The 26,421-nt window shown below is 70.4% G+C and carries 2 protein-coding genes; both read left to right on the forward strand.

Annotated features, from left to right (window positions below; translation table 11 throughout):
* The first annotated feature begins 346 nt into the window (after positions 1-346).
* On the forward strand, positions 347-2,620 hold the full coding sequence (locus tag ACFVVI_RS01340; protein ID WP_378992359.1) for a polyribonucleotide nucleotidyltransferase: 2,274 nt from the start codon (positions 347-349) through the stop codon (positions 2,618-2,620).
* Positions 2,621-3,213: 593 nt separating this feature from the next.
* Positions 3,214-26,322, forward strand: coding sequence for a non-ribosomal peptide synthase/polyketide synthase (locus tag ACFVVI_RS01345; RefSeq protein WP_387442345.1), 23,109 nt, complete (start codon positions 3,214-3,216; stop codon positions 26,320-26,322).
* Positions 26,323-26,421: the final 99 nt, after the last annotated feature.

Raw genomic sequence — 26,421 nt, forward strand, 5'->3', positions numbered from 1 at the left:
CGGTCGACACCTGGCCAACGGGAAGAAGTACACTTCTTCTCGTTGGCTATTCGTGTATTCGGGGACCATCGGGTTCCCGGCTGCACTACAACATGTGACAGCCGTATGTACCCGTCCGCGTGGCGTCGGTCTTCGGTAGTGGCCTTTCGGCAGGCGTTTCCCGCCGCCGTCGGGCTTCGATCGATGACCGCCTCCGCGTCGCCGCTTCCAAGGGGATCCGGCCGGGTGCTGCGCGTGGCAGCCAGGAGGGTTTCCACGTGTCCGTGTCCGGTACGGCTGACGAATAGCTGGTTCGCGCCCACATGGTGCTGCGCTCCAGCGAGACGAGAGGTCGAGAGAAGAGAATATGACGCAGACAACTGAACGCCCTTCGACTGCGGTCGAGGTCGAGCCCGGAGTTTTCGAGTCGGTCGCGCTGATCGACAACGGTAGCTTCGGCACCCGCACCATCCGCTTCGAGACCGGCCGTCTGGCCAAGCAGGCCGCGGGTTCCGTCGCCGCCTACCTGGACGACGAGACCATGCTGCTGTCGGCGACCACCGCCGGTAAGTACCCCAAGGACCAGTTCGACTTCTTCCCGCTGACGGTCGATGTCGAAGAGCGCATGTACGCCGCGGGTCGTATCCCCGGCTCGTTCTTCCGTCGCGAGGGCCGCCCCTCCACCGACGCGATCCTGACCTGCCGCCTGATCGACCGGCCGCTGCGCCCGACCTTCATCGACGGTCTGCGCAACGAGATCCAGGTCGTCGTCACGGTCCTGAGCCTCAACCCGGCCGACCTCTACGACGTGGTGGCCATCAACGCCGCCTCGGCGTCGACTCAGCTCTCGGGCATCCCGTTCTCCGGCCCGATCGGTGGCGTCCGCGTCGCCCTCATCGGTGGCCAGTGGGTCGCGTTCCCGACCGTCGAGCAGCTCGAAGGCGCCGTGTTCGACATGGTCGTCGCGGGCCGCGTCACCGACACCGGCGACGTCGCCATCATGATGGTCGAGGCCGAGGCCACCGACAAGGTCATCGCACTGATCGAAGACGGTGCGCAGGCCCCGACCGAGGCCGTGGTGGCCGAGGGTCTGGAAGCCGCCAAGCCGTTCATCGCGCGCCTGGTCCGCGCCCAGGCCGACCTGGCCGCGCTGGCTGCCAAGCCGACCCAGGAGTTCCCGCTCTTCCCGCCGTACGGCCCGGACGTGTTCGAGGCTGTCGAGGGCACCTCGAAGGTCGAGCTGAACGAGGCGCTGAGCATCGCCGACAAGCAGGCCCGCGAAGCCAAGATCGACGAGATCAAGGCCGAGGTGCTGTCCCGCCTGGGTGACGACTTCGTCGGTCGCGAGAAGGAACTGGGTGCCGCGTTCCGCTCGGTCACCAAGAAGCTGGTCCGCCAGCGCATCCTCACCGACGGTTTCCGCATCGACGGCCGCGGCCTGGCCGACATCCGTCAGCTCTCCGCCGAGGTCGACGTGATCCCGCGCGCCCACGGTTCGGCGATCTTCGAGCGTGGCGAGACCCAGATCATGGGCGTCACCACCCTCGACATGGTGAAGATGGCGCAGCAGGTCGACTCGCTCGGCCCGGAGACCTCCAAGCGCTACATGCACCACTACAACTTCCCGCCGTTCTCCACCGGCGAGACCGGTCGCGTCGGTTCGCCGAAGCGTCGCGAGATCGGCCACGGCGCGCTCGCCGAGCGTGCGCTGATGCCGGTGCTGCCCTCGCAGGAGGAGTTCCCCTACGCCATCCGTCAGGTCTCGGAGGCGCTGAGCTCCAACGGCTCCACCTCGATGGGTTCGGTCTGTGCCTCGACCCTGTCGCTGCTCAACGCCGGTGTGCCGCTGAAGGCGCCGGTCGCGGGTATCGCCATGGGCCTGGTCTCCGACACCATCACCAACGACAAGGGTGAGGACGAGGTCCGCTACGTCGCGCTTACCGACATCCTCGGCGCCGAGGATGCCTTCGGCGACATGGACTTCAAGGTTGCCGGTACCCGTGACTTCGTCACCGCCCTGCAGCTGGACACCAAGCTCGACGGCATCCCCTCGCAGGTGCTGGCCGGTGCGCTGAACCAGGCGCACGACGCCCGCACCACCATCCTGGACGTGATGGCCGAGGCCATCACCGACCCCGACGAGATGAGCCCCTACGCCCCGCGCGTGACGGCCATCAAGATCCCGGTCGACAAGATCGGCGAGGTCATCGGGCCCAAGGGCAAGATGATCAACCAGATCACCGAGGAAACCGGCGCCAACATCTCCATCGAAGATGACGGCACCGTGTTCGTCGGTGCGACCGATGGGCCGTCGGCCCAGGCCGCGATCGACCTGATCAACGCCATCGCCAACCCGCAGCTGCCCAAGGTCGGCGAGCGTTTCCTGGGCACGGTCGTCAAGACCACCGCCTTCGGTGCGTTCGTGTCGCTCCTGCCGGGCCGCGACGGTCTGGTGCACATCTCCAAGCTAGGCAACGGCAAGCGCGTGGCCAAGGTCGAAGACGTGGTCAACGTCGGCGACAAGCTGCGTGTGGAGATCGCCGATATCGACAACCGCGGCAAGATCTCGCTCGTCCCGGTCGAGGACGAGGCCGCTGCCGCTGAGCCGGCCGCCGTCGAGGAGAACACCGACGCCGAGTAGGCGTTACTGCTGCTGACTGCCGAAACCCCCGCCGTTGCACGGCGGGGGTTTTGTCGTTTCCGGGCTCTGGCAGGTTCGTGACCTGGGTCACGAAGATGCAACGGTGATGCAACGTTGCGTCGCCTAGTGTGGCTGGACACAGTAAGAATCTGTGCCGACAGCCGTGCTGCCGCCCACTCGGAGCGCAGTGCCGACCGCTGTCGGCTCGGCGTACGCGGTCGGATCGCTGGACCGTTTCTCAGCGCCGGAAAGTGTGTCGCCCCGCCGTGATTTTGACTGAATCTGGTCCGGTTTATTATTGAAACGAATACGCTTCTCCTCGTGTTCGGACGCGTGTTTCAGGTGTCGGGGTTGACGATGGAGGTCGGGAGATAGCCGAGTCATTGCTGGTTGCGTGGCGGCGAGCCGGATTGCCGCGATCGTGTCATAGCCGATCGCACTGAATTCGGTGTGCGCGGGCGGATTTCGGGCAGGGTGCCCGAGGTTGGCCGCCCCCGCGCCGATCCACCCCACCCCGGTTCGAGCCGGGGAGTTCCGAGAGTTTGTGCGGCCGCGTGGCGTTACCCGCGGCCGGTAATGGAAGGCAGTGTGCGATGACCAACCCCACTCCGGCGCGCGCGGAAACAGAACAGCTGGCGGCGCTGGTGGCGACGGTCGCGGCGATGGATCCGGCGCGGATCGCGGTCGAGTTCGACAGCACCGCGGTGTCCTATGCCGATCTCGACGCCCAGCTCACGCTGATGGCCGAGCTCACCGGTGGGGCGCTGGACGCGGAGACGCTCGTGCAGGTGGTGCTCGCCGAGCTGTTCCCCGGCGTGGTCGATGCCGCCGAGGGGACGTTCGGTGTGCTGCTGGATTCGCTCGCGGGCGATGTGATGGCGGCGCTGGGGCTGGAGGCGGTGGCCGCGGCGACGCTGGTCGATCGGTTCGCCGCGCAGGTGGCGCGGACGCCGGATGCTGTCGCGGTGCAGTGCGGTGACGTCACGCTGACCTACGCGGAATTCGATGCCAGAGTGCGGGTGCTGGCGGCGCGATTGGTCGAGGCGGGCGTCGGGCCGGAGACGCTGGTCGGGTTGGCGATGCGGCGCAGTGTCGAGCTGATCGTCGCGGTGCACGCGATCGTGCGTGCGGGCGGTGCGTATGTGCCGCTCGACCCCGATCATCCGGTGGACCGGCTGCACTATGTGCTCGAGGTGGCGCGGCCGGTGGTGGTCGTGACACGGGCAGGCGACGAGCCGGATCTGAACGGCGCGCCGGTGCTGCGCACCGATGACATCGACTGGGACGCGGCGCCCGGCGAGGTGGTGTCCGGGGTACGGGCGGGCAACACGGCCTACGTCATCTTCACGTCCGGCTCCACGGGCAGGCCGAAGGGCGTGGCGGTCACCCACGGGGCGATCGTGGCGAACCTGGATTGGCGGCAGCGCCGCTACGCCATGACCGAGGCCGATGTGGTGGTGCAGAAGACGCCTTACACCTTCGATGTGTCGGTGTGGGAGTTGTTCTGGCCCTTGCAGATCGGCGCTCGGCTGGTGGTCGCCGAGGCGGGGCGCCACGGTGATCCCGCGTACCTGGCGGCGCTGATTGCCCAGCATCGGGTCACCGTGACGCACTTCGTGCCGTCGATGCTGGCCGCGTTCGTCGGTGACGTGGGTCCCGAGGTGGATCTGTCGTCGTTGCGGATGGTGTTCGCCTCCGGTGAGGCGCTGCCCGCTGCCACGGCCGCCCGGCTGCGCGCGCTGTCGGCGACGGCGCTGCACAACCTGTACGGGCCCACCGAGGCGGCGGTCGACGTCACCGCGCACGAGGTGACCGCTCTCGACGAGGTGTCGGTGCCGATCGGGGGTCCCGCCGACGACACCGGGCTGCTCGTGCTCGACGAGAACCTCGACCAGGTACCCGTCGGGGTGGTCGGCGAGCTGTATCTGGCGGGTGTCCAGTTGGCGCGTGGGTACGTGGCGCGCCCGGGACTCACCGCGGATCGGTTCGTCGCCAATCCGTACGGCGTGCCCGGTGAGCGCATGTATCGCACCGGTGACCTGGTACGGGAGTCGCGCGGTGAGCTGGAATACCTGGGGCGCACCGACTTCCAGGTGAAGCTGCGTGGTCTGCGGATCGAGCTGGGGGAGATCGAGGCCGTGCTGGCCGCGCACCCTCGCGTCGGCAACGCGGCGGTGGTGCTGCATCGCCATGGCGCCGGTGAGGCGCTGGTCGGTTATGTGGTGAGCGTCGACGGTGCGGTGCTCGACGAGGCCGAGCTGGTCGAGCACGCCAAGTCGTCGATGCCCGAGTACATGGTGCCGTCGCTGCTGGTGCAGCTGGACGCGATGCCGATCAATGCCAGCGGCAAGCTGGATCGGAAAGCGTTGCCGGAGCCGGACTTCCGGGTGTCGGCCGCCGAATTCCGGGAGCCACGCACGGCGACCGAGCGTACCGTCGCCGCGTTGTTCGCCGAGCTGCTCGAGGTGGACGTGGTCGGCTTGGACGACGACTTCTTCCGCCTCGGCGGCAACTCGCTGATCGCCACCCGCGCCATCGGCCGGTTGCAGGCGAACTTCGGTGTGCGGGTGGATGTTCGCGACTTCTTCGACAGCCCGACGGTGGCCGTACTCGCGAAGCTGGTCGAGGGCGGGGTGGTCGATGATCGGCCCGCGCTCGTCGCGGGTCCGCGTCCCGAGCTGTTGCCGCTCTCGCCCGCGCAGCAGCGGATGTGGTTCCTCAACCGGTTCGATCCAGCGACCGGGGCGTACAACATCCCGATCGCGGTGCGGTTGACGGGTGCGCTGGATCGGGACGCGTTGCGGGCGGCGGTGGGTGATCTGATCGCGCGGCACGAGGTGCTGCGCACGGTGTACCCCGAGGTCGACGGGGTGGGGACACAGCGGGTTCTTCCTGTCGCCGAGGCGCTCGAAGTGCTTGCGGCCGAATTGTCTTCGAGCGACCACGCCGATGCCGGCGCCGATGGAGTCGCGCCGGGGTCTTCGACGGTGCTCGACGCCGTCAGCATCGGCGCCGAGGACCTTCCGGAGGTGTTGGCGGCCGTCATTCTGCGCGGATTCGATGTCACGGCCGCGCCACCGGTGCGCGCGAGCCTGTTCGAGGTCGACGGTGATCACGTGCTGGTGCTGGTGGTGCACCACATCGCCTCCGACGGCTGGTCGGCCGGTCCGCTGGTGCGTGACACGATGACCGCCTACTACGCGCGTGCCGAAGGTATGGCGCCGCAGTGGAATCCGCTGCCGGTGCAGTACGCCGACTACACCCTGTGGCAGCGTGCCGTCCTCGGCGCGGAGGACGACGCCGACTCGCAGGCCGGGCGCGAGATCGCGTTCTGGCGTGACTCGCTGGCCGGACTGCCGGACGAGTCGGGCCTGCCGACCGATCGCCCTCGCCCCGCCACCGCGTCGATGCGGGGACGCCGGGTCTCGTTCGAGCTCGATGCCGACGTGGTCGCGGCGCTGAACGCTGTTGCCGCGGAACAGGGTGCGACCCTGTTCATGGTGCTGCACGCGGCATTGTCGGTGCTGATCGCACGCCTGTCGGGCAATGCCGATGTGGCGATCGGCACGCCGGTCGCCGGGCGCGGTGCCGCCGAACTCGACGACGTCATCGGCATGTTCGTCAACACCGCCGTGCTGCGCACTCAGGTGCGTGGCGGCGAACCGTTCGCCGGCCTGCTCGGCCGCGTCCGCACCGGGGATCTGGCCGCTTTCGACCACACCACCCTGCCGTTCGAGCGGCTCGTCGAGGTGCTCGCGCCGACCCGTTCAGCCGGTCGTCATCCGCTGTTCCAGGTGGCACTGTCGTTGCAGAACCTGCCGCCGACCACCTTCGAGCTGCCCGGTCTGCGCGCTGCCGCCGTCGACTTGCCCTATGACATCGAGAAGTTCGATCTCTCCCTGACCCTGCGTGATTCCGCGGCCATGGGTCTGTCCGGCGAATTCTCCTACGCCACAGATCTGTTCGACGAGCAGACCATCACGCGCACGGTGGCCCGCTTCACCGGCCTGCTCGCCGCGATCGCCGCGGCCCCGCAGACTCCCGTCGCCGACCTGCCACTACTGATCGACACCGAACTCGCCGAGCTGACCGCCCGTACCGGCGGCCCGTCGACTCCCGCTGCGCTGCTGCCGCAGGTCCTCGCCCGCGCCGCCACCGACCCCACCGCGATCGCCATCCGAGACGGCGCCCGCACCCTCACCTACGGCGAGCTCGACGACGCCTCCACCTCCCTGGCCGCCCGTCTCGCCGATCTCGGCGTCGGTACGGGTGACCTTGTCGCCGTGAGTATTCCGCGTTCGGCCGACTCGATCACCGCGATCTGGGCCGTCGTGAAGTCCGGCGCGGGTTTCCTCCCGGTCGACCCGAACTATCCCGCCGACCGCATCGCCCACATGCTCTCCGATTCCGGCGCGGCGGCGGGTATCACGATCGAGGTGGTGCGGTCGGATCTGCCGGCTACCGTGAACTGGCTCGTGCTCGACGGCACAGAACCCACGGCAGACGATGCGGCGCGGGCGGGCCTGGGCGCATACGCACGTGCCGGTGACAGGACGATCAGCGTCGAGAACGCCGTCGATGTCGAGACCGGTCGCGGTGGCGTCGTGACCTCTCCAGATGCCCCCGTGGCCGATTCCCGTACGGTCGGCGCAGCAGGTGGCCGTGCGGTGAACGGCGGCGCGGCGGGTGCACGAGCGGTGGATCCGCTGGATCCCGCGTACGTCATCTACACCTCCGGCACCACCGGTCTGCCCAAGGGTGTGGTGATTCCGCACGGTGCGGTCGCGGCGTATCTGCCCGTACAGGCCGGGCGGTACCTGGCCTGCGCCGATGCGCGCGTGCTGCACGTGGCGTCGCCCTCGTTCGACATCTCCGTGGCCGAGCTGCTGCTGACCGTGACCGAGGGGGCGACGATGGTCATCGCGCCCGCCGGGGTGTTCGGTGGGGCGGAGCTGGGGGAGTTGCTGCGGGCCGAGCGGGTGACCCATGTGGTCATCACGCCGTCGGCGCTGGCGACGGTGCACCCGGAGGGCCTCGACGAGCTGCGGATGGTGGTGGTCGGTGGCGAGGCGTGCCCGCCGGAACTGGTGGCGCGGTGGACCGCCGCGATTCCGGGTCTGACCTTCCGCAACGGTTACGGCCCGACCGAGACGACCATCGTCACCAATATCAGCGAACCACTCAGTGCGGCAACGGCGATCACGCTCGGCGCACCGGTGGAGGGCACGACCGAACTGGTGCTCGACGAGCGGCTGCGGCCGGTGCCCGCCGGGGTCGTCGGCGAGCTGTACATCGCTGGTGCGCAGCTGGCGCGCGGCTACCATCGCAGGCCCGCGCTGACCGCCGGACGGTTCGTCACCAATCCCTTCGGCGCGCCCGGCGAGCGGATGTACCGCACCGGCGACACCGTGCGCTGGGTGCGGCGCGAAGGCTCGTTCGATCTGGAGTACCTGGGCCGCAACGACTTCCAGGTGAAGGTGCGCGGCTTCCGGATCGAACTCGGCGAGATCGACGCGGTCCTGGCCCGCCATCGGACGGTCGACTTCGCCGCCACCGTCGGTCATCGGACCGACGCGGGCGCCACCCTGCTGGTCTCCTATGTCGTGCCCGTCGCCGGTGCCACGATCGACGCCGCGACCCTCATCGCGCACACCGCCGCGCACCTGCCCTCGCACATGGTGCCCGCCGCGGTCGTCACTCTCGATGCCGTGCCGCTGACCCCCGTCGGCAAGCTCGATCGGGCCGCGCTGCCCGCACCGGTCTTCGACACCGCCGCCTACCGGGCACCGGAAACGGTGGCCGAGCAGGTGGTGGCCGCCGCGTTCGCCGAGGTCCTCGGACTGGACCGGGTCGGCCGCGACGACGACTTCTTCGATCTGGGCGGCAACTCGCTCCTGGCGACCCGGTTGATGGCGCGCATCGGCGCCGACCTCGACCTGCGCATTCCCGTCCGCCAGCTCTTCGACACCACGACGGTGCTGACGCTGGCCGCGGCCGCCGACCGTCTGCGTGGCACCGGCACCGGCCCCGCGCTGGTGGCGGGACCCCGACCCGATCCCGTGCCGCTCTCGCCTGCCCAGCAGCGCATGTGGTTCCTCAACCGCTTCGATCCCGGCTCGGCCACCGACAACATCCCGCTGGCCGTCCGGCTCACCGGTGCGCTCGACATCGCCGCACTCCAGGCCGCGATCGTCGACGTGCTGGACCGGCACGAGGTCCTGCGCACCCGCTACCCGGAACTGGACGGCAACGCCATCGCCGAGATCCTTCCGGCGACCGGCCTGCTTCCCGAGGTCCACCCGCAGATCGTGGCTGCGGCCGACCTGTCCGACGCCGTGCGTACCTTCGCCGCCACCGGCTTCGACCTCACCGTCGATGCCCCGATCCGCGCGACGCTGCTGCGTGTTGCCCCGGACACCGCGCTGGAGCATCGCGCGTCGGGCGCGGGTGACCGGGCCGATGGGCATGCCGCAGTAGCGGACTCGACGGGGTCCGCCGGTGCTGAGTACGTGCTGGTCATCGTGGTGCATCACATCGCGGCCGATGGTTTCTCGTTCGGGCCGTTGATCCGGGACGTGCTCACGGCCTACGGCACGCGCGCCATCGGTGAGGCCCCGGGTTGGGCGCCGTTGGAGGTGCAATACGCCGACTACGCCGTGTGGCAGCACACGGTGCTCGGTGATGCGGCCGATCCGGAATCGGTGGCGGCGAAGCAGCTCTCGTTCTGGCGTGACGCGCTGGCGGGGGTACCCGAGCAGCTGGAACTGCCCACCGACCGGACCCGGCCTGCGGTCGCTTCCCGGCGGGGTGCGATGCACGGCGTCGAGATCGATGCCGCGACCCATCGGGCACTGGCGGAATTCGCTCGCGCGCAGGGCATCACGGTGTTCATGGCCGCGCACGCGGTGTTCGCGGTGCTGCTGGCACGGCTGTCGGCGACCACCGACATCGCGATCGGCACGCCGGTGTCGGGACGCGGTGCGCGTGCGCTCGATGATCTCGTCGGCATGTTCGTCAACACCCTCGTCCTGCGCACGCAGGTGGCACCCGCGACCCCGTTCGCCGCACTGGTGGCCCAGGTCCGCGAGCAGGACCTCGCCGCCTTCGGCCACGCCGACGTGCCGTTCGAGCGCCTGGTCGAGGTCCTCGATCCGGTCCGCTCCACCGCCCGCAACCCCCTGTTCCAGGTGATGCTGTCCCTCAACGAGGACACCCCGAGCGAACTCGCGCTCCCCGGCCTCACCGTCGCAGGTTTCGACCTGCCCACCGGTATCGCCAAGTTCGACCTGGAACTCACCCTCACCGAGCACCGCGACGACAACGGCACTCCCACCGGCATTTCCGGTGCCTTCCTCTACGCCACCGACCTGTTCGACGCCACCACCGTCGCCACTTTCGCTACCCGCTTGGACCGCATCCTCACGGCCGTCCTCGCCGACCCGGCCCGCCCCGTCGGCGACCTCGACTTCCTCGACGCCGCCGAGCGGACCGACATCCTGACCACGTGGAACGACACCGCCACCGAGACCGGCCACGCCGCGACTCTCGCCTCGCTGCTCACCGACCGAGCCGCCGCAACGCCCCACGCGATCGCCGTCGTCGTCGATACCGATCCCACCGCGGCCGATGGCGCGCCCCTCGGAATCGGGGCGTCCTCGAGCGCGATTTCCCGGCTCGAACACGCGGCAGCCGATGCCATCGCCGCACACCGCGCCGGGGGTGCGGTGCCCGAGGTGTCGCTGCGTGCTGCTGATTCCACGACCGCAGTGGAGCTTTCGTACGGGGAGTTCGGCGTGCGAGTCGCACGACTGGCTCGTCATCTGATCGGGCTGGGAGCGGGCCCTGGCTCGCTGGTCGCGGTCGCGATGCGCCGTGGTGTGGAGCAGTTGGTCGCGGTGCACGCCGTGCTGGTGGCCGGGGCGGCCTATGTGCCGGTGGACCCGGATCATCCGGCCGAGCGGACCGCGTATGTGCTGGCGCAGACGGCACCGGTCTGTGTGCTGACGCTTGCCGGAATCGGTGTGGCTGTGGGCGAATCGGTGGTGGAGGTCGACGTGCTCGACCTGTCGGAGCTGTCCGGCGAGCCGATCACCGATGCGGAGCGGGTGGCGCCGCTGCGTCCCGGGCACCTCGCGTATGTGCTGTTCACGTCAGGTTCCACCGGCAGGCCGAAGGGTGTGGCCGTGCCGCACAAGGCCGCGGTGAACCAGTTGCTGTGGTTGCAGCGGGAGTACCCGCTCGGTGTCGACGACGTGGTGCTGCAGAAGACACCGTTCACCTTCGACGCATCGGTGTGGGAACTGCTGTGGCCGTTGCACGCCGGGGCGCGCTTGGTGCTCGCCACCGCTGACGGGCATCGCGATCCGGCCTACCTGGCGGCAGCCACCGTGCGGCATCGGGTGAGCGTCGTCCAGTACGTACCGTCGGTGCTCGCCGCGGTCGTGGCGGAACCGGCTGCCGCGCAGTCCGATTCGCTGCGACTGGTCTTCGTGGGCGGTGAAGCGCTGACGACCGACCTGGCGCGGCGGGTGCGCGCGATGACCGGCGCGACGGTGGTCAACCTGTACGGCCCGACCGAAACCGCCATCCAGGTCACCACGCACGAGGCCGGTGACGAACTCGGCGCCACGGTGCCGATCGGCGCACCGGTCGCCGATACCCGTGTGTACGTGCTGGATTCGCGCCTGCGTCCCGTCCCCGCGGGTGTTCCGGGCGAGCTGTACGTGGCGGGCGCGCAGCTCGCCGACGGCTATCACGGCCGTACCGAGCTCACCGCCGAACGTTTCGTCGCCGACCCCTTCGGCGCGGGCGAGCGCCTGTACCGCACCGGCGATCTGGTCACCTGGCGCACCGGCGCCGACGGTCCGGCGCTGCACTACCTCGGCCGCACCGACTTGCAGGTGAAACTGCGCGGTCTGCGCATCGAACCGGCCGAAATCGAAGCCGCGATCGCCTCGGTTCCCGGCGTCGGCCGCGTCGCCGTGCTGGTCCGCTCGGACGAAGGCCGGACCGATCAGCTCGTCGCCTACGTCGTCCGTGCTGCCGAGACACCCGAGGTCGTCGTCGGTGACTTCGGCCCCATCGCCGGCGGCGCCGATTCCGGGGGAGGCGACGCGGTCCGTGCTGTCGACGTCGCGCCGGCTGTTCCGCGACGCGACTCGTCGGCGGCGCCCACCACCGCCGACTTCGACGCAGCGATCGCGGCGACCCTGCCCTCCTACATGGTCCCTGGCGCCTACGTCTTCCTCGACGAGTTGCCCGTGAATGCTTCGGGCAAGCTCGATCGCCGGGCACTTCCTGCGCCGCAGTCGCGGCAGCTCGACTACCGCGAGCCCGCTACCGCCACCGAGCGGATCGTCGCCGCGACGTTCGCCGGGGTGCTCGACCTCGACCGAGTCGGCGCGGGCGACGACTTCTTCGCCCTCGGGGGCAACTCGCTGCTGGCGACCCAGGTGGCGGCCCGGCTCGGTGCCGCGTTGGATGCGCGGGTGCCGGTGCGCGAGCTGTTCGAGGCCAGCACCGTCGACGCACTCGCCGTGCGGCTGGACGCGCTGCGCGGCACCGGCAGCAGGCGTGGACCGGTGGCGGGCCAACGGCCGCAGCGGATCCCGCTCTCGCCCGCCCAGCAGCGGATGTGGTTCCTGCACCGCTTCGATCCGGACTCCGCCGCGTACCACATCCCGGTCGCGATCCGGCTCAGCGGCGAGCTGGATACGACCGCGCTGCGCGGCGCCCTGGGTGATCTGATCGCCCGGCACGAGACATTGCGCACCACCTATCCCGAATTCGACGGGCAGGCGACCCAACTCGTCGGTCCGGCGTTCGTGCCCGAGCTCGCCGTCGTCGACGTGGCTGCCGATCACGTGCCCGCGACGGTGGTGTCGGTCCTCGCCGGCGGTTTCGACATCACCCGCGAGGTGCCGGTGCGCGCCGCACTGCTGCGGGTCGCGGCGACCGAACACGTGCTGGTGCTCGTTGTGCATCACATCGCGGCCGACGGCTGGTCGTTGGGGCCGCTGACCCGGGATCTGGTGGCCGCCTACGCCGCCCGCGCTGCGGGTGCGCAGCCACAGCTGCCCGCGCTCGCTGTGCACTATGCCGACTACGCGCTGTGGCAGACCGAGGGGCTCGGCAGTGCCGACGACCCGGACGCGCCGCTGGCCCGCCAGCTCGACTACTGGACGCGCCGACTCGCGGGTTTGCCCGATGTCCTGACGCTGCCCGCCGACCGGCGCAGGCCGCTGATCGCCTCCAACCGGGGCGCGACCTTCACCACCACCCTCGGCGCCGACCTGCATCGCGGGATCGAGGAGCTGGCTCGCGCGCACCGCGCCACTGCGTTCATGGTGCTGCACGCGGGCCTCTCGGTGCTGCTCGCGCGGCTCTCGGCCGGTACCGACATCGTCGTCGGCACGCCCGTGGCCGGGCGTGGCCATCGCGAACTCGACGACATCGTCGGCATGTTCGTCAACACGCTCGTGCTCCGTGCGCAGGTGCGCGCGGGCGCGCGTTTCAGCGATCTCCTCGACGCGGTCCGTGCCGAGGATCTCGATGCTTTCGACAATGCCGACGTGCCGTTCGAAAGCCTGGTCGACGCACTGAATCCGGCGCGCTCACAGGGGTATTCACCGCTGTACCAGATCTCCCTGGCCTTGCAGAACCAGCGCAGGACCGCCTTCGAATTGCCGGGCCTGACCCTGTCGGGGCTGACCCTGCCGGATGCGCCGATCGAAGTCGATCTGGACTTCACCTTCGTCGACCGTTTCGCGCCCGACGGCGCACCTGACGGGCTCGACCTCGAACTGCGCTACGCCACCGATCTTTTCGATGCCGACACCATCGCGACCATGGTCGCGATGCTCGATCGGGTGCTGCGGCACGCGGTCACCGCCCCCGGCACCGCGGTCGGCGACCTCGCCTTGCTGGCCGACACCGCCGCGGCCACAATACCGGCGCGGCACCACGGTGAGGTGGTGCCACTCGACAGCGCGCTCGCGGAACTGGGCCTGCGCGCCCCACTCGCCGCCCACCTGCTCGATGCCGCGGCAGCGCGAGCTCCCCACGCCGTGGCGGCGATCTTCGAAGGCGTCGAGATCACCTACGGCGCGCTCGCTGCCAGGGCGAACCGGTTGGCGCGCAGGTTGATCGACTGCGGTGTCGGGCCGGAAACACCGGTGGCCGTGGCTGTTCCGCGCAGCATCGAACTGCTGGTGGTGCTGCACGGTGTACTCGCCGCCGGGGGCGTGTACGTGCCGATCGACGCGGGCCAGCCCGCCGAACGCATCGGGCATGTGCTGGCGACCGCGACCCCGCGACTCGTCGTCGTCGCGGCGGCCGGTGACCTCGACCATGTGGACAGCGGTATCCGATCCGCCACGGCCTCGGTGCATTTCGCCGCCGCGTCGCGCTCCGGGGTTGCGGTGCTCACCGTCGGCCAGCTCGAGGACGTAGCGCAGGACACGGTGGCAGCCGGCCCGGTCACCGACCTCGAACGGCTAGCGCCGCTGCACCCCGAGCACCCGGCGTATGTGCTGTTCACGTCCGGCTCCACCGGTACGCCGAAAGGCGTGCTGATCTCGCATCGCGCCGTGGTCAACGAGATCTGCTGGCTGCGTGGCGAATACGGCATGACGTCGGCCGATCGCTTCCTGCAGCGCGCGCCCCTCACCTTCGACGTCTCGCTCTGGGAACTGCTGGCCCCCGCGCTGCTCGGCGCCCCGCTGGTGCTGTTGCGCCCGGGCGGTCACCTCGACCTGGAATATCAGGCGCGAGTGGTGCGCGAGCAGGGCGTCACCATCATGGAGATCGTGCCGTCGGTGCTGGCCGCGATGCTCGCCGAAGGGCTCGGCGACGCGCTGAGCGGGCTGCGCATGCTGCACGTGGGCGGCGAGGAACTGCCCGCGCCACTGGCGGCCACCGTTCTCGCCACGATCCCCGGCGAACTGCACAACACCTACGGCCCCACCGAAGTGGCGATCACCAGCACGTTCCAGCGGATCACCGCGCCGGTCGAGCAGACCGAGCTGCCCATCGGCAGGCCGACCTGGAACGTGCGCGCCTACGTGCTCGACGAGCGCCTGCACCCGGTGCCCGGCGGTGTCGCGGGCGAGCTGTATCTCGCGGGTGACCAGCTGGCCCGAGGCTATCTGGGCAGGCCCGACCTGACCGCCGACCGCTTCGTCGCCGATCCGTTCGGGGCCGACGGAACCCGGATGTACCGCACGGGTGACCTCGTTCGCCGCGATCGCGACGATGCGCTGGTCTACTTGGGCCGCAACGATTTCCAGGTGAAGATCCGGGGACTGCGGATCGAGCTGGGCGAGATCGAGGCCGCGCTCGGCGACGCACCCGGCGTCACCCACGCGACCGTGCTGCCCGCCACCGACGACGCCGGTCGGCAGTGTCTGGTCGGATATGTCGCGGGCGAGGTGGACAGCGTGGCGGTGCGTGCCCACGTCGCGGGCCGGGTGCCCGCGTACATGGTGCCCTCGCACCTGGTCGTGCTCGACACCGTGCCGCTCAACTCGGCGGGCAAACTGGATCGGGCCGCGCTGCCCGCCGCCGACCTGTCCGTCACCACCGAATACGTGGCGCCGCGACCGGGTGCGCAGACCGCGCTCGCCGGTGTGATCGGCGAATTGCTCGGCGTGGCACGCATCGGCGCCAACGACGACTTCTTCGCCGTCGGCGGCAACTCGCTGCTCGCGATGCGTCTGGTCGCTCGGGCCAACGCGGCCCTCGGCAGTGCGCTCGACGTGCGCGATGTGTTCGACGCCCCGACCGTCGCCGGACTCGCCGAGCGTGCGGGCGTCGGCGGCGAACAGTCGCCGCCGCTGACCGTGGTGCGACCGCGCCCGGATCGAATCCCGCTGTCGCTGGCCCAGACTCGCCTGTGGTTACTGAACCGGATCGATCCCGAATCGGCCGTCTACACCCTGCCGATCGCGTTGCGCCTGACCGGCGACCTCGACACCGGCGCCCTGTGGGCGGCCCTGGCCGATGTCCTCGACCGGCACGAATCACTGCGCACCATTTTCCCCGAAGACGCCGACGGCCCGACCCAGGTGGTCCTTCCCGCCGACGCGGTGCTGCCCGCTGCCGTCGTGCGCGAGATCGCCGAGGGTGAACTGGCCGCTACGGTGCGCTCGATCATCGGCCAGGGTTACGACCTGACCACTCAGCCGCCTCTGCGCGCCGCGCTGCTGCGCCGGGAAACGCCGGTCGAAGCTGTCGACCGCCGACCAGTGGTCGGCGATGCCACGCCGCGTCTCGCGGCCGTGCATTGCATGGGTTCGCACCAGACAGAGCACGTGCTGGTGCTCGCTGTGCATCACATCGCCGCCGATGGGGTGTCGACGACGCCGCTGGCGCGGGACCTCATCGCCGCCTATGCCGCGCGCGCCGCGGGGATCGCTCCGGTGTGGGAGCCGTTGCCGGTGCAGTATCCGGACTTCACCCTGTGGCAGCGTGCCGTGCTCGGCGACGCGGCCGACCCACAGTCGCGGCTGGCGCGGCAGTCGGCGCACTGGCGTGACGAATTGGCCGGGATCGCACCGGTTCTCGAACTGGCGACGGATCGGCCCCGGCCCGCCGTCCGCGCGGGTGCGGGCGGGGCCGTCGGGTTCGAGGTGCCCGCCGATGTCGTGGCGGGGATCGAGGCGCTGGCCCGCCGCCACGGGGTGTCCACCTTCATGGTGGTGCACGCGGCGTTCGCGGTGCTGCTGTCTCGTCAGGGCGCAGGCGCGGATGTGCTCGTCGGCACGCCGGTCGCCGGGCGGGCCGATGCCGCGCTCGACGACCTGGTCGGCATGTTCGTCAACACCCTCGTGTTGCGGACGGCGGTCGATGCCGGTGCCGGGTTCGGCGAACTACTGGCCGAGGTGCGCGACGCTGATCTGCGGGCCTTCGCACACGCCGACCTGCCGTTCGAGCGGCTCGTCGACGAGCTCAATCCGAGCCGCTCCACGGCGTATTCGCCGATCGTGCAGGTGATGCTCGCGTTCGAGCATCGCGAGGACACCATCATCGAGTTGCCCGGACTGCGGATCGACGAGTTCGCTCTGGACGCGGCGACCACCCAGTTCGATCTGTCGCTGGCGATCAACGAGATCGTCGGCGCCGCGGGGGAGCCCGGCATGCGCGGGTGGCTGCGCTACGCCACGGATCTGTTCGACGCCGACACGGTGGCGGCGTTCGGTGCGCGGTTCGTGCGGGTGCTGAGCGCGGTCGTCGCCGACGACAGCATCGCGGTCGGCGAGATCGATCTGCTGGATGCCGCCGAGTCCGCCCAGCTCGCGGCGTGGAACGACACCGTGGCCCCGCTCGACGCCGAGGCGACGCTGGTCTCGATGTTCGCGGCGCAGGCCGCGCGTACCCCCGACGCGATCGCCCTGGAGTTCGAGGGGCAGCGGATCACCTATGGCGAGTTCGCGATGCGTGTCGCCCGCCTCGCGCGTTGGCTGATCGCCGAGCAGGTCGGTCCCGGCGCGGTCGTCGGTGTCGGGCTGCGGCGCGGCATCGATCTCCTGGTCGCCCTCTACGCGGTCCAGGCCGCGGGCGCCGCCTATCTGCCGCTGGATCCCGACCACCCGGCCGACCGGATCGCCGACATCCTGGCGACCGCGGCCCCGGTCTGTGTGCTGGCCGCCGCCGACTTCCCCGAAACCGGCGCACGCACCGCGGTGCCCGCCGCGCAGGTCGAGTCCGGCTACCGGCCGGTCGAATCCGGCACCGAGCCCGGCATTCGTCGTGTCGAGCCCGGCGCGCTCGATCTTTCCGGGTTCGCAGTCGACCCGGTGACCGATGCCGACCGGATCCGGCCGTTGCGTGCCGCGGACCTGGCGTATGTGCTGTTCACGTCCGGCTCGACCGGTAAGCCCAAGGGCGTCGCGGTGACCCATGCCGCGATCGTCAACCGTCTGGTGTGGATGCAGGATGCCTACCGGCTCGACGCGGCCGGCACCGTGCTGCACAAGACGCCGATCACCTTCGATGTGTCGGTGTGGGAACTGTTCTGGCCCTTGCAGATCGGCGCCACCCTGGTGATCGCGCGGCCCGACGGGCACCGCGACCCCGCCTACCTGGCCGAGGTCATCACCCGCACGGGTGTCGGCGTCGCGCACTTCGTGCCGTCGATGCTGGCGGCCTTCCTCGCCGAGCCGCGTGCGGCCGACTGTGTCTCGCTGCGGCAGGTATTCGCCTCCGGTGAGGCGCTGCCCGCCGCCGCTGCCCAGCGCCTGCGCGCGCTGGTCCCCGGTGTCGCCGTGCACAACCTGTACGGACCCACCGAGGCCGCGGTCGACGTGAGCTTCCACGAGGTCACCGACGCCGACACGGTCACGGTGCCGATCGGCGCCCCGGTCGCCAACACCGCCCTGCACGTGCTCGATGCCCGCCTGCGTCCCGTTCCCGTCGGCACACCGGGTGAGCTGTATCTGGCCGGCGTCCAACTCGCCCGCGGCTACCTCGCCCGCCCGGATCTGTCCGCCGACCGCTTCGTCGCCAACCCCCTCGGTGCCCCCGGCGACCGCATGTACCGCACCGGCGACCTCGTGGTCCGCACTCGCTCGGGCGAACTGGAATACCTGGGCCGCACCGACTTCCAGGTGAAACTGCGCGGCCTGCGCATCGAACTCGGCGAAATCGAGGCCGTTCTCACCGGTCTCGACACCATCGAACGGGCGGTGGTCACGGTCCGTGACGACGGCACCGGCGACTACCTCACCGCCTACCTGCTCGGCGTCCCGGGTGTGGACCTCGACGTGGTGAAATCCGCTCTACAGCAGGCACTTCCGGCCTACATGGTGCCGAGCGCGTTCGTTGTTCTCACGGAGTTCCCGGTCAATTCCTCGGGCAAGCTCGATCGGCGGGCGCTGCCCGCGCCCGAGCTGGCCGCTCGTGAATTCCGTGCTCCGGCGACACCGTCGGAGCGGTTGGTGGCCGGGGTCGTCGCCGAGGTGCTCGGTGTCGAACTGGTCGGTGCCGAGGACGATTTCTTCGATCTGGGCGGCAACTCGCTGATCGCGACCCGGGTCGCGGCGCGCCTCGGTGCGGCGTTGAACCGGCAGGTGCCCGTGGCGCGGATCTTCGAGACGCCGGCGGTGGCCGCGTTGGCTGCCGCGCTCGACGCCGCGGGCGGCGCGGCGCGGCTGGCGCTGGTGGCGGGGGAGCGGCCCGCTTCGATCCCGCTCTCGCCCGCCCAGCAGCGCATGTGGTTCCTCAACCGGTTCGATCCGGACTCGGCCGGCTACAACGTGCCGATCGCGGTGCGACTCGGTGGCGCGCTCGATCTCGACGCGCTCGCCGCCGCGGTGGACGATCTCATCGATCGGCACGAAGTACTGCGCACCTATTACCCCGAGACCGCCGAAGGTCCGGTACAGCGGATCGTGTCCGCCGCCGAAGCCGGTGTGGCTCTGCGGGTTCAGTACCTCGCGCCGGCGGAGATCGTGGCTGCCGTGACGGCGCTGGCCGCCACCGCCTTCGATGTCACGGCCGGTGTGCCGTGGCAGGTGGTGCTGTATCGGATCAGCGCCGACGAGGCGGTGCTCGCCATGGTCGTGCACCACATCAGCGCCGACGGTTCGTCGATGCCGCCGCTGGTGCGCGACCTGATGACCGCCTACCTCGCACGACGCGACGGTACGGCCCCGTCGTGGACGCCGCTGCCGGTGCAGTACGCCGACTACGCGCTGTGGCAGCGCGCGCTGCTCGGCGACGAAGCCGATCCCGACTCGGTGGCCGCCCGCCAGCTCGACTTCTGGCGCGCCGAACTCGCCGACCTCCCCGATGAACTCGCGTTGCCGCTGGACCGCCCGCGCCCGGCGGTGCGGACCCTCGCCGGTGGGACCGTGCCGGTGACCCTGGACGCGGGCACCCACGCCCGGCTCAGCGCGCTGGCCAGGGAGTCCGGCGCAACGCTGTTCATGGTCGTGCACACCGCGTTCGCGGCGCTGCTCGGTCGCCTCTCGGGCAGCGCGGACATCACCGTCGGCACGCCGGTCGCCGGGCGCGGTGAGGCCGCGCTCGAGGACCTGATCGGCATGTTCGTGAACACGCTGGTCTTCCGAACCCGGCTGCGCGCGGGAGAGTCGTTCCAGCAGTTGCTGATTCGCCAGCGCGCCACCGACCTCGCCGTGTACGCCCACGCCGAGGTGCCGTTCGAACGCCTCGTCGAGGTGCTCGATCCGGCCCGCTCCACCGCCCGGCATCCGCTGTTCCAGGTCGGCTTCTCGTTCCAGAACTTCGAGCGTGCCGAGCTGGCCCTGCCCGGGATCACCGTGTCGGGGCTGGACACCGAGAACGAGCTGTCGCAGTTCGATCTGCACCTCATCGTCAGCGACGAGTACGCGGTCGACGGTGCGGCCGCGGGCGTCACCGGCGTCCTCACCTACGCCCACGACGTGTTCGACACCGAGACCGCGGTGGCGATCGCCGGACGGCTGGAACGCCTGCTCACCGCTGTCGCGGCATCGCCGGGTACACCGCTGGATTCGGTCGAGGTGCTCGAACCGGTCGAGCGCACGCGCATCCTCACCGAGTGGAATGCCACCACCCACGAGATCGACGGCGCCGCCACGCTACTCACCGCGTTCCGTGCGCAGGTTCGGGCTACCCCGGACGCGACAGCGCTCGTGTTCGAGGACACGGCCCTGACCTACGCCGAATTCGACACCCGGGTCAACCGCCTGGCCCGGTACCTGATCGAGGAAGGTGTCGGCCCCGACGCCTTGGTGGGGCTCGCCATCCGGCGCTCCACCGAACTCGTCGTCGCCCTGTACGCGGTCCTCACCGCGGGCGGCGCGTATGTGCCGATCGATCCGGATCACCCGGCCGACCGGATCACCCAGATCCTCGACACCGCGCGGCCACACCTCGTCCTCACCACCGCCGCAGACGCATTCGACAAGCCGGCACCGGCTGACGGTTCGTCCGACTCGCCGTTCCGGGTGATCGGCAGTGATCGCGGATCGCCGATCCCGGGAGTCGAGGGCGGCGAGACCGCGCCAGGTGGTTCGCGGACCGCGGGGCCGACCGGGGTTGTCGTGCTCGATGACATCGACACTGCCCGTTACCCGGGTCATCCGGTCGTGGAGTCCGAACTCCGCGCCCCCCTGCGGGATTCGAACCTCGCCTACGTGCTGTTCACCTCCGGCTCGACCGGCGAACCCAAGGGCGTGGCCATGAGTCATGCCGGCATTCGCAACCAGATCGCCTGGCTGATCGAGCAGTACGCGATCGACGGTGACGATGTGTACCTGCAGAAGTCCGCGGCCGGGTTCGACTTGTCGGTCTGGGGCTTCTTCGCACCGCTCGCAGCGGGCGCGACGCTGGTGCTCGCCACCCCGGACGGGCATCGCGACCCGCTGTACCTCGCCGAACTGGTGGCAGCGCGGCAGGTCACCGTCGTCGACTTCGTGCCGTCGATGCTGGCAGTGTTCGCCGCGCACGCCGACGCCGAGCACCTGGCCGGTCTGCGGCTGGTGCTCGCGATCGGTGAAGCGCTCACTCCGGAGACTGTCGGCGCGCTGCGGGCGAAATCGGCTGCGGCGGTGCACAACCTGTACGGGCCGACCGAGGCCGCCGTGTCGGTGACGGCGTGGCCCGCCGACGGTGCGACCGGGCAGACGGTGCCCATCGGTGTGCCCGAATGGAATTCGCGCGTGTACGTGCTCGACGAACGGCTGCGCCCGGTCGCACCGGGAGTGGCCGGTGAGCTGTACCTGGCGGGTGACCAGCTCGCTCGCGGGTACCTCGGCCGCACCGCGCTCACCGCCGACAGATTCGTCGCGGACCCGTTCGCCGGGGCGGACATCCATTCCGGCGCGGCAGGCACCGTCGCGGACGCGGGTCTCGACACCGCGTATTCCGTCGGTGACGGCCGCGACCGGCATCGCCGGGGCGCGAGAATGTATCGCACCGGAGACCTGGTGAAGTGGACTCGCGACGGCGTACTGGTCTATCTGGCGCGCATCGACTTCCAGGTGAAGTTCCGTGGTCAGCGCATCGAACTCGGTGAGATCGAGGCCGCGCTCGGCGGATCGGCCGGGGTCGGTCAGGCCGCGGCGGTGGTCGCGGCGAGTGCGACCGGTGACCAGCTCGTCGGCTATGTCGTGCCGAGGCCGGGCGTCGCGCTGGATCCGGCCGCCCTGCGGTCGGGCGTGGGCGCGGTGCTGCCGTCCTACATGGTGCCGTCGGTGATCGTGGTGCTCGACGCGTTCCCGCTCAACACCTCCGGCAAGCTCGACCGCAAGGCGCTGCCCGCACCGGAATTCGTGGCCAGGCCGTTCCGGGCGCCGGTCAGCGCGGCGCAGCGGGCGGTGGCCGAGGTGTTCGGTGAGGTGCTCGGGCGCGAGCGGGTCGGGCTCGACGACGACTTCTTCGAACTCGGCGGCAACTCACTCGTCGCGACCAGGGTCGCCGCCCGCCTCGGCGCGACATTGTCGACGCGGGTGCCCGTGCGGACCCTGTTCGAAGCGACCACCGTGGCCGACCTGGCCGCCGCGCTCGCGACCACGGCCGGCAGCGGCGCGGGGATCGCGTTGACATCCGGCGAACGACCGGCCCGGATACCGCTGTCCGCGGCCCAGCAGCGCATGTGGCTGCTCAACCGCCTCGATCCCGAGTCCGCCGCGTACAACATCCCGATCGCGGTGCGGCTCACCGGTGATGTCGATGCCGGCGCGCTGGCCGCCGCGGTTACCGACGTGCTCGACCGGCACGAGGTGCTGCGCACGGCCTACCCTGCCGTCGACGGGATCGGGCACCAGGCGGTGTGGGAGTTCGTGCCGACGCCGGTGGTGGAGACCGTGGACCCCATCGCGGTACCGGCGATCGTCGCGGCCGAGATCGGGCGCGGATTCGATGTCACCGTCGCGCCGCCGGTGCGGGTGCGCGTATTGCGCTGCGCGGCGGACGAAGTCGTGCTGGTCGTGGTGATCCACCACATCAGCGCCGACGGGTTCTCCGCCGGGCCGCTGCTGCGTGACACCACCGCCGCCTACCTCGCCCGTCGCGCGGGGACCGAACCCGGGTGGGCGCCGCTGCCGGTGCAGTACGCCGACTACACGCTGTGGCAGCGTGCGGTGCTGGGCAGCGAGGACGACGCCGAGTCGGTCGCCGCACGGCAGCTGCGGTTCTGGCGCACCGAGCTGGCCGGACTGCCCGGGTTGCTCGAATTGCCCGCCGACCGGCCGCGGCCTGCTGTCGCGTCGCATCGTGGTGCGAGCGTTGACACTGTTGTGCCGCCGACGGTATGGCAGCGGGTGGCGCGGTTGGCGCGTCGCGCCGACGTGAGCGAGTTCATGGTTGCCCATGCCGCGCTGGCCGCGTTGCTCGCGCGACTCGGTGGCGCCGGCGACATCGCGATCGGCACCCCGGTGGCGGGTCGCGGTGAGCAGGCCCTCGACGATCTCGTCGGCATGTTCGTCAACACGCTGGTGCTGCGCACCGGTGTCGACCCCGCAGCGTCGTTCAGTTCGCTGCTGCGCGAGACCAGGCGGGTGGATCTGGATGCCTTCGAGAACGCGCAGGTGCCGTTCGAACGGCTGGTCGACGTGCTCGACCCGACCCGCTCGACCGCGCACAGCCCGCTGTTCCAGGTGATGCTGGCCTTCCAGAACCTGGCCGCAGGCCCGGTCGAGGTGGTCCTGCCCGGCCTCACCGTGACCGGACTGGACGCCGACGCCGCCATCGCCAAGTTCGACCTGGATCTGGTCCTCACCGGCACCGCCGACGGTGGTTGCGCGGTGAGCGTGACCTACGCCACCGACCTGTTCGACGCCGAGACGGCCGCCCGCATCGCGGACGGGTACGTGCGGATCCTCGACGCGGTCACGGCGAATCCCGAAGGTGCGGTCGGCGATATCGACCTGCTCACCGACGGCGACCGTCAGATGCTCGAGAATTGGTGTGACACCGCGCATCCGGCCGACGATGCGTGGCCGGTCGCGGCGACCGAGGATGCGAGGTCGCTGCCGGGCGACATCGCTCACGTCGGCGCGGTCGGCGTTCTGCCGACAGCGTTCGATCGCCGAGCCGCGGCGACACCGGACGCCGTCGCGCTCGTCGACGGTGACCTCGTTCTCACCTACGCCGAATTCGCGGCGCGGGTGAACCGGCTCGCCCGCCATCTGATCGACCACGGTGTCGGGCCGGATCACGCGGTGGCGGTGGGAGTTCGGCGCTCGGCCGAGTTGCTGGTCGGCGTGTACGCGGTGCTGGCGGCGGGTGGCACCTACGTGCCGATCGATCCGGATCATCCGGCGGAGCGGATCACCCGCATCCTGCGGATCGCGCAACCGGTCTGCGTGCTCACCACCAGCGGCGATGCTATGGACCTCCCACTGCACGGGCACGAGGTGATCACGCTGGACACCGTCGATCTCGCGGGCTTGCCGGTAGCGCCGATCGCCGACGCCGAACGGGTGGCGCCGTTGCTCCCGGAGCACACCGCGTACGTGATCTTCACGTCCGGGTCGACCGGTCTGCCCAAGGGCGTCGGCGTGCCGCATCGCGCGATCGTCCACCAACTCGACTGGCTGGCACAGCAGTTCGGCTTCGCTGCCGGTGACAGGGTGCTGCACAAGACGCCGATCACCTTCGACGCCTCGATCTGGGAGCTGTTGCTGCCGCTGCGGGTGGGCGCCCGCACGGTCATCGCCCGGCCCGGTGGGCACGGGGACCCGGCCTACCTGGCCGCGCTGATCACCGAACACCACATCGACACAGCGCAATTCGCCCCGACCCTGCTCGCGGCCTACGTGGCGCATGTGCGGGAGGCGGCCGCTGCGGGCAACAGTGTCGTGAGTACGACGCTACGGCGGGTGTTCGCCGGTGGCGAGGCGTTGCCCGCCGGGCTGGCACAGCAGGTGCGCGCACTGACCGGCGCGCAGGTGGTGAACCTCTACGGGCCGACCGAGACCACGGTGCAGGTGAGTGCGCACCGGGTGACCGATGACGACGTCGTCACGGTGCCGATCGGTGCGCCGGTGTGGAATACGGGGCTCTACGTGCTCGATGCCAGGATGCGTCCGGTGCCGCCGGGGGTGACCGGTGAGCTGTATGTCGGTGGCGCGCAACTCGCACACGGGTACATCGGGGCCGCCGAGCTCACCGCGGAGCGGTTCGTCCCGGACCCGTTCGGTGCGTCCGGCGCTCGGATGTATCGCACCGGCGACCTCGTTCGCCTGCGGGGAAGCGACACCCCGGCACTGGAATACCTCGGGCGTGCCGACCTGCAGGTGAAGCTCAACGGCCAGCGCATCGAACTCGGTGAAGTGGAAGCCGCGCTGCAGCGGCGGCCCGGGGTGGCGCAGGCCGCGGCGGCCGTGGTGTCCGGGGTCGGCGCAGATCGACTTGTCGCGTACGTGGTGGCGTCACGGAACAAGGAATCCGATGGCATTGCCGGTGCGCCCACTACCGTCGGAGCAGGTCCCGGTGCGGCGGTCGACGGCACTGTGACACACGCTGGTTCGGGATTCGATGCGGCCGTGCTGCGGGCGGCGCTGGCCACCGAACTACCCGGCTACCTGGTGCCCGCCGTGGTCCTCGAGCTGGACGCGTTGCCGGTCAACACCTCCGGCAAACTCGACCGCGGCGCACTGCCGCGCCCGGAGATCCGCCAGGCGACCTATCGGGCGCCGATCACCGAGACCGAGCAGCTCGTCGCAGGCGCCTTCGCCCGGGTACTCGGACTGGACCGCATCGGCATGGACGACAACTTCTTCGACCTCGGCGGCAACTCCCTCACCGCGGTCCAGCTGTCGTCTCGACTGAGCGAAGCACTGGGCAGCCCGGTGCCGGTGGCGTGGTTCTTCACCGACCCCACGCCGGCGGTCGTCGTGGAACGGCTACGCGCCGACGATGATTCGAGCGATGACGCGTTCGCGGTCCTGCTCCCGCTGCGCGCCGGCGGCACCGGCGCGCCGCTGTTCTGCATCCACCCCGTCGGCGGTGTGTCCTGGTCGTTCGCCGGACTGACCCGCCACCTCGACCCGCAGCGCCCGATCTACGGGTTGCAGTCGCCTGCCCTCACCGCCGACGAACCGCTGCCCGCCACGATCGAGGACTGGGCGCGCCGCTACATCGCCGCCATCCGCGAGGTGCAGCCGGAAGGGCCGTACCACCTGCTCGGCTGGTCGCTGGGCGGGCTGCTGGCCCACGCCGTCGCCACCGGCCTGCAAGCCGACGGCGAACAGGTGGCACAGCTGGCCATGATGGACAGCTGGCTCGGCGACGGACCGCAACAGACTGCGATGCCCACCGTCGGCGACCTGCTCGGCGGGCTCGCCGGTGACGATCTCGCGTTCGACACCGACGGTCTCGCCGCCGCGGCCGCGGGCATCGGCGGACCACTGGCGGCACTCGATCGCGACCGCATCGCCCGCATCATCGACGCCGCCACGGCCTCGATGCGGATGGTCGACGAATACCGGCCACGTCGCTTCGACGGCGACCTCGTCTACTTCGCCGCCACCGTCGACGATCCCAGCGGATCGCGTGGCGCGGCGAGTTGGGCCACCGCCGTCGACGGCACGGTCCACCGGCACGCCATCCCCGCCACGCACTGGGCGATGGCGGGTGAGGCGGCGCTGGCCCGGATCGCGGACGTCCTCGACGGGAGCGGATCCGAGACGCGCGGGCTCGCAGGAGAGGACCCGGCGACGAGGGCCGATGCGCGGGCGGGGGCGATGGGCGCATAGAATCGCGGAGCCGGCCGTCGTGCCTGCGGCCTGCACAATGAGGCATTACGCGCACGTCGCCAGGTCCCGTTCGAGAGTTTGAGGAACCATGCCAGCACA

This window comes from Nocardia sp. NPDC058114 (genome assembly GCF_042884695.1).
Classification (GTDB): Bacteria; Actinomycetota; Actinomycetes; order Mycobacteriales; family Mycobacteriaceae; genus Nocardia.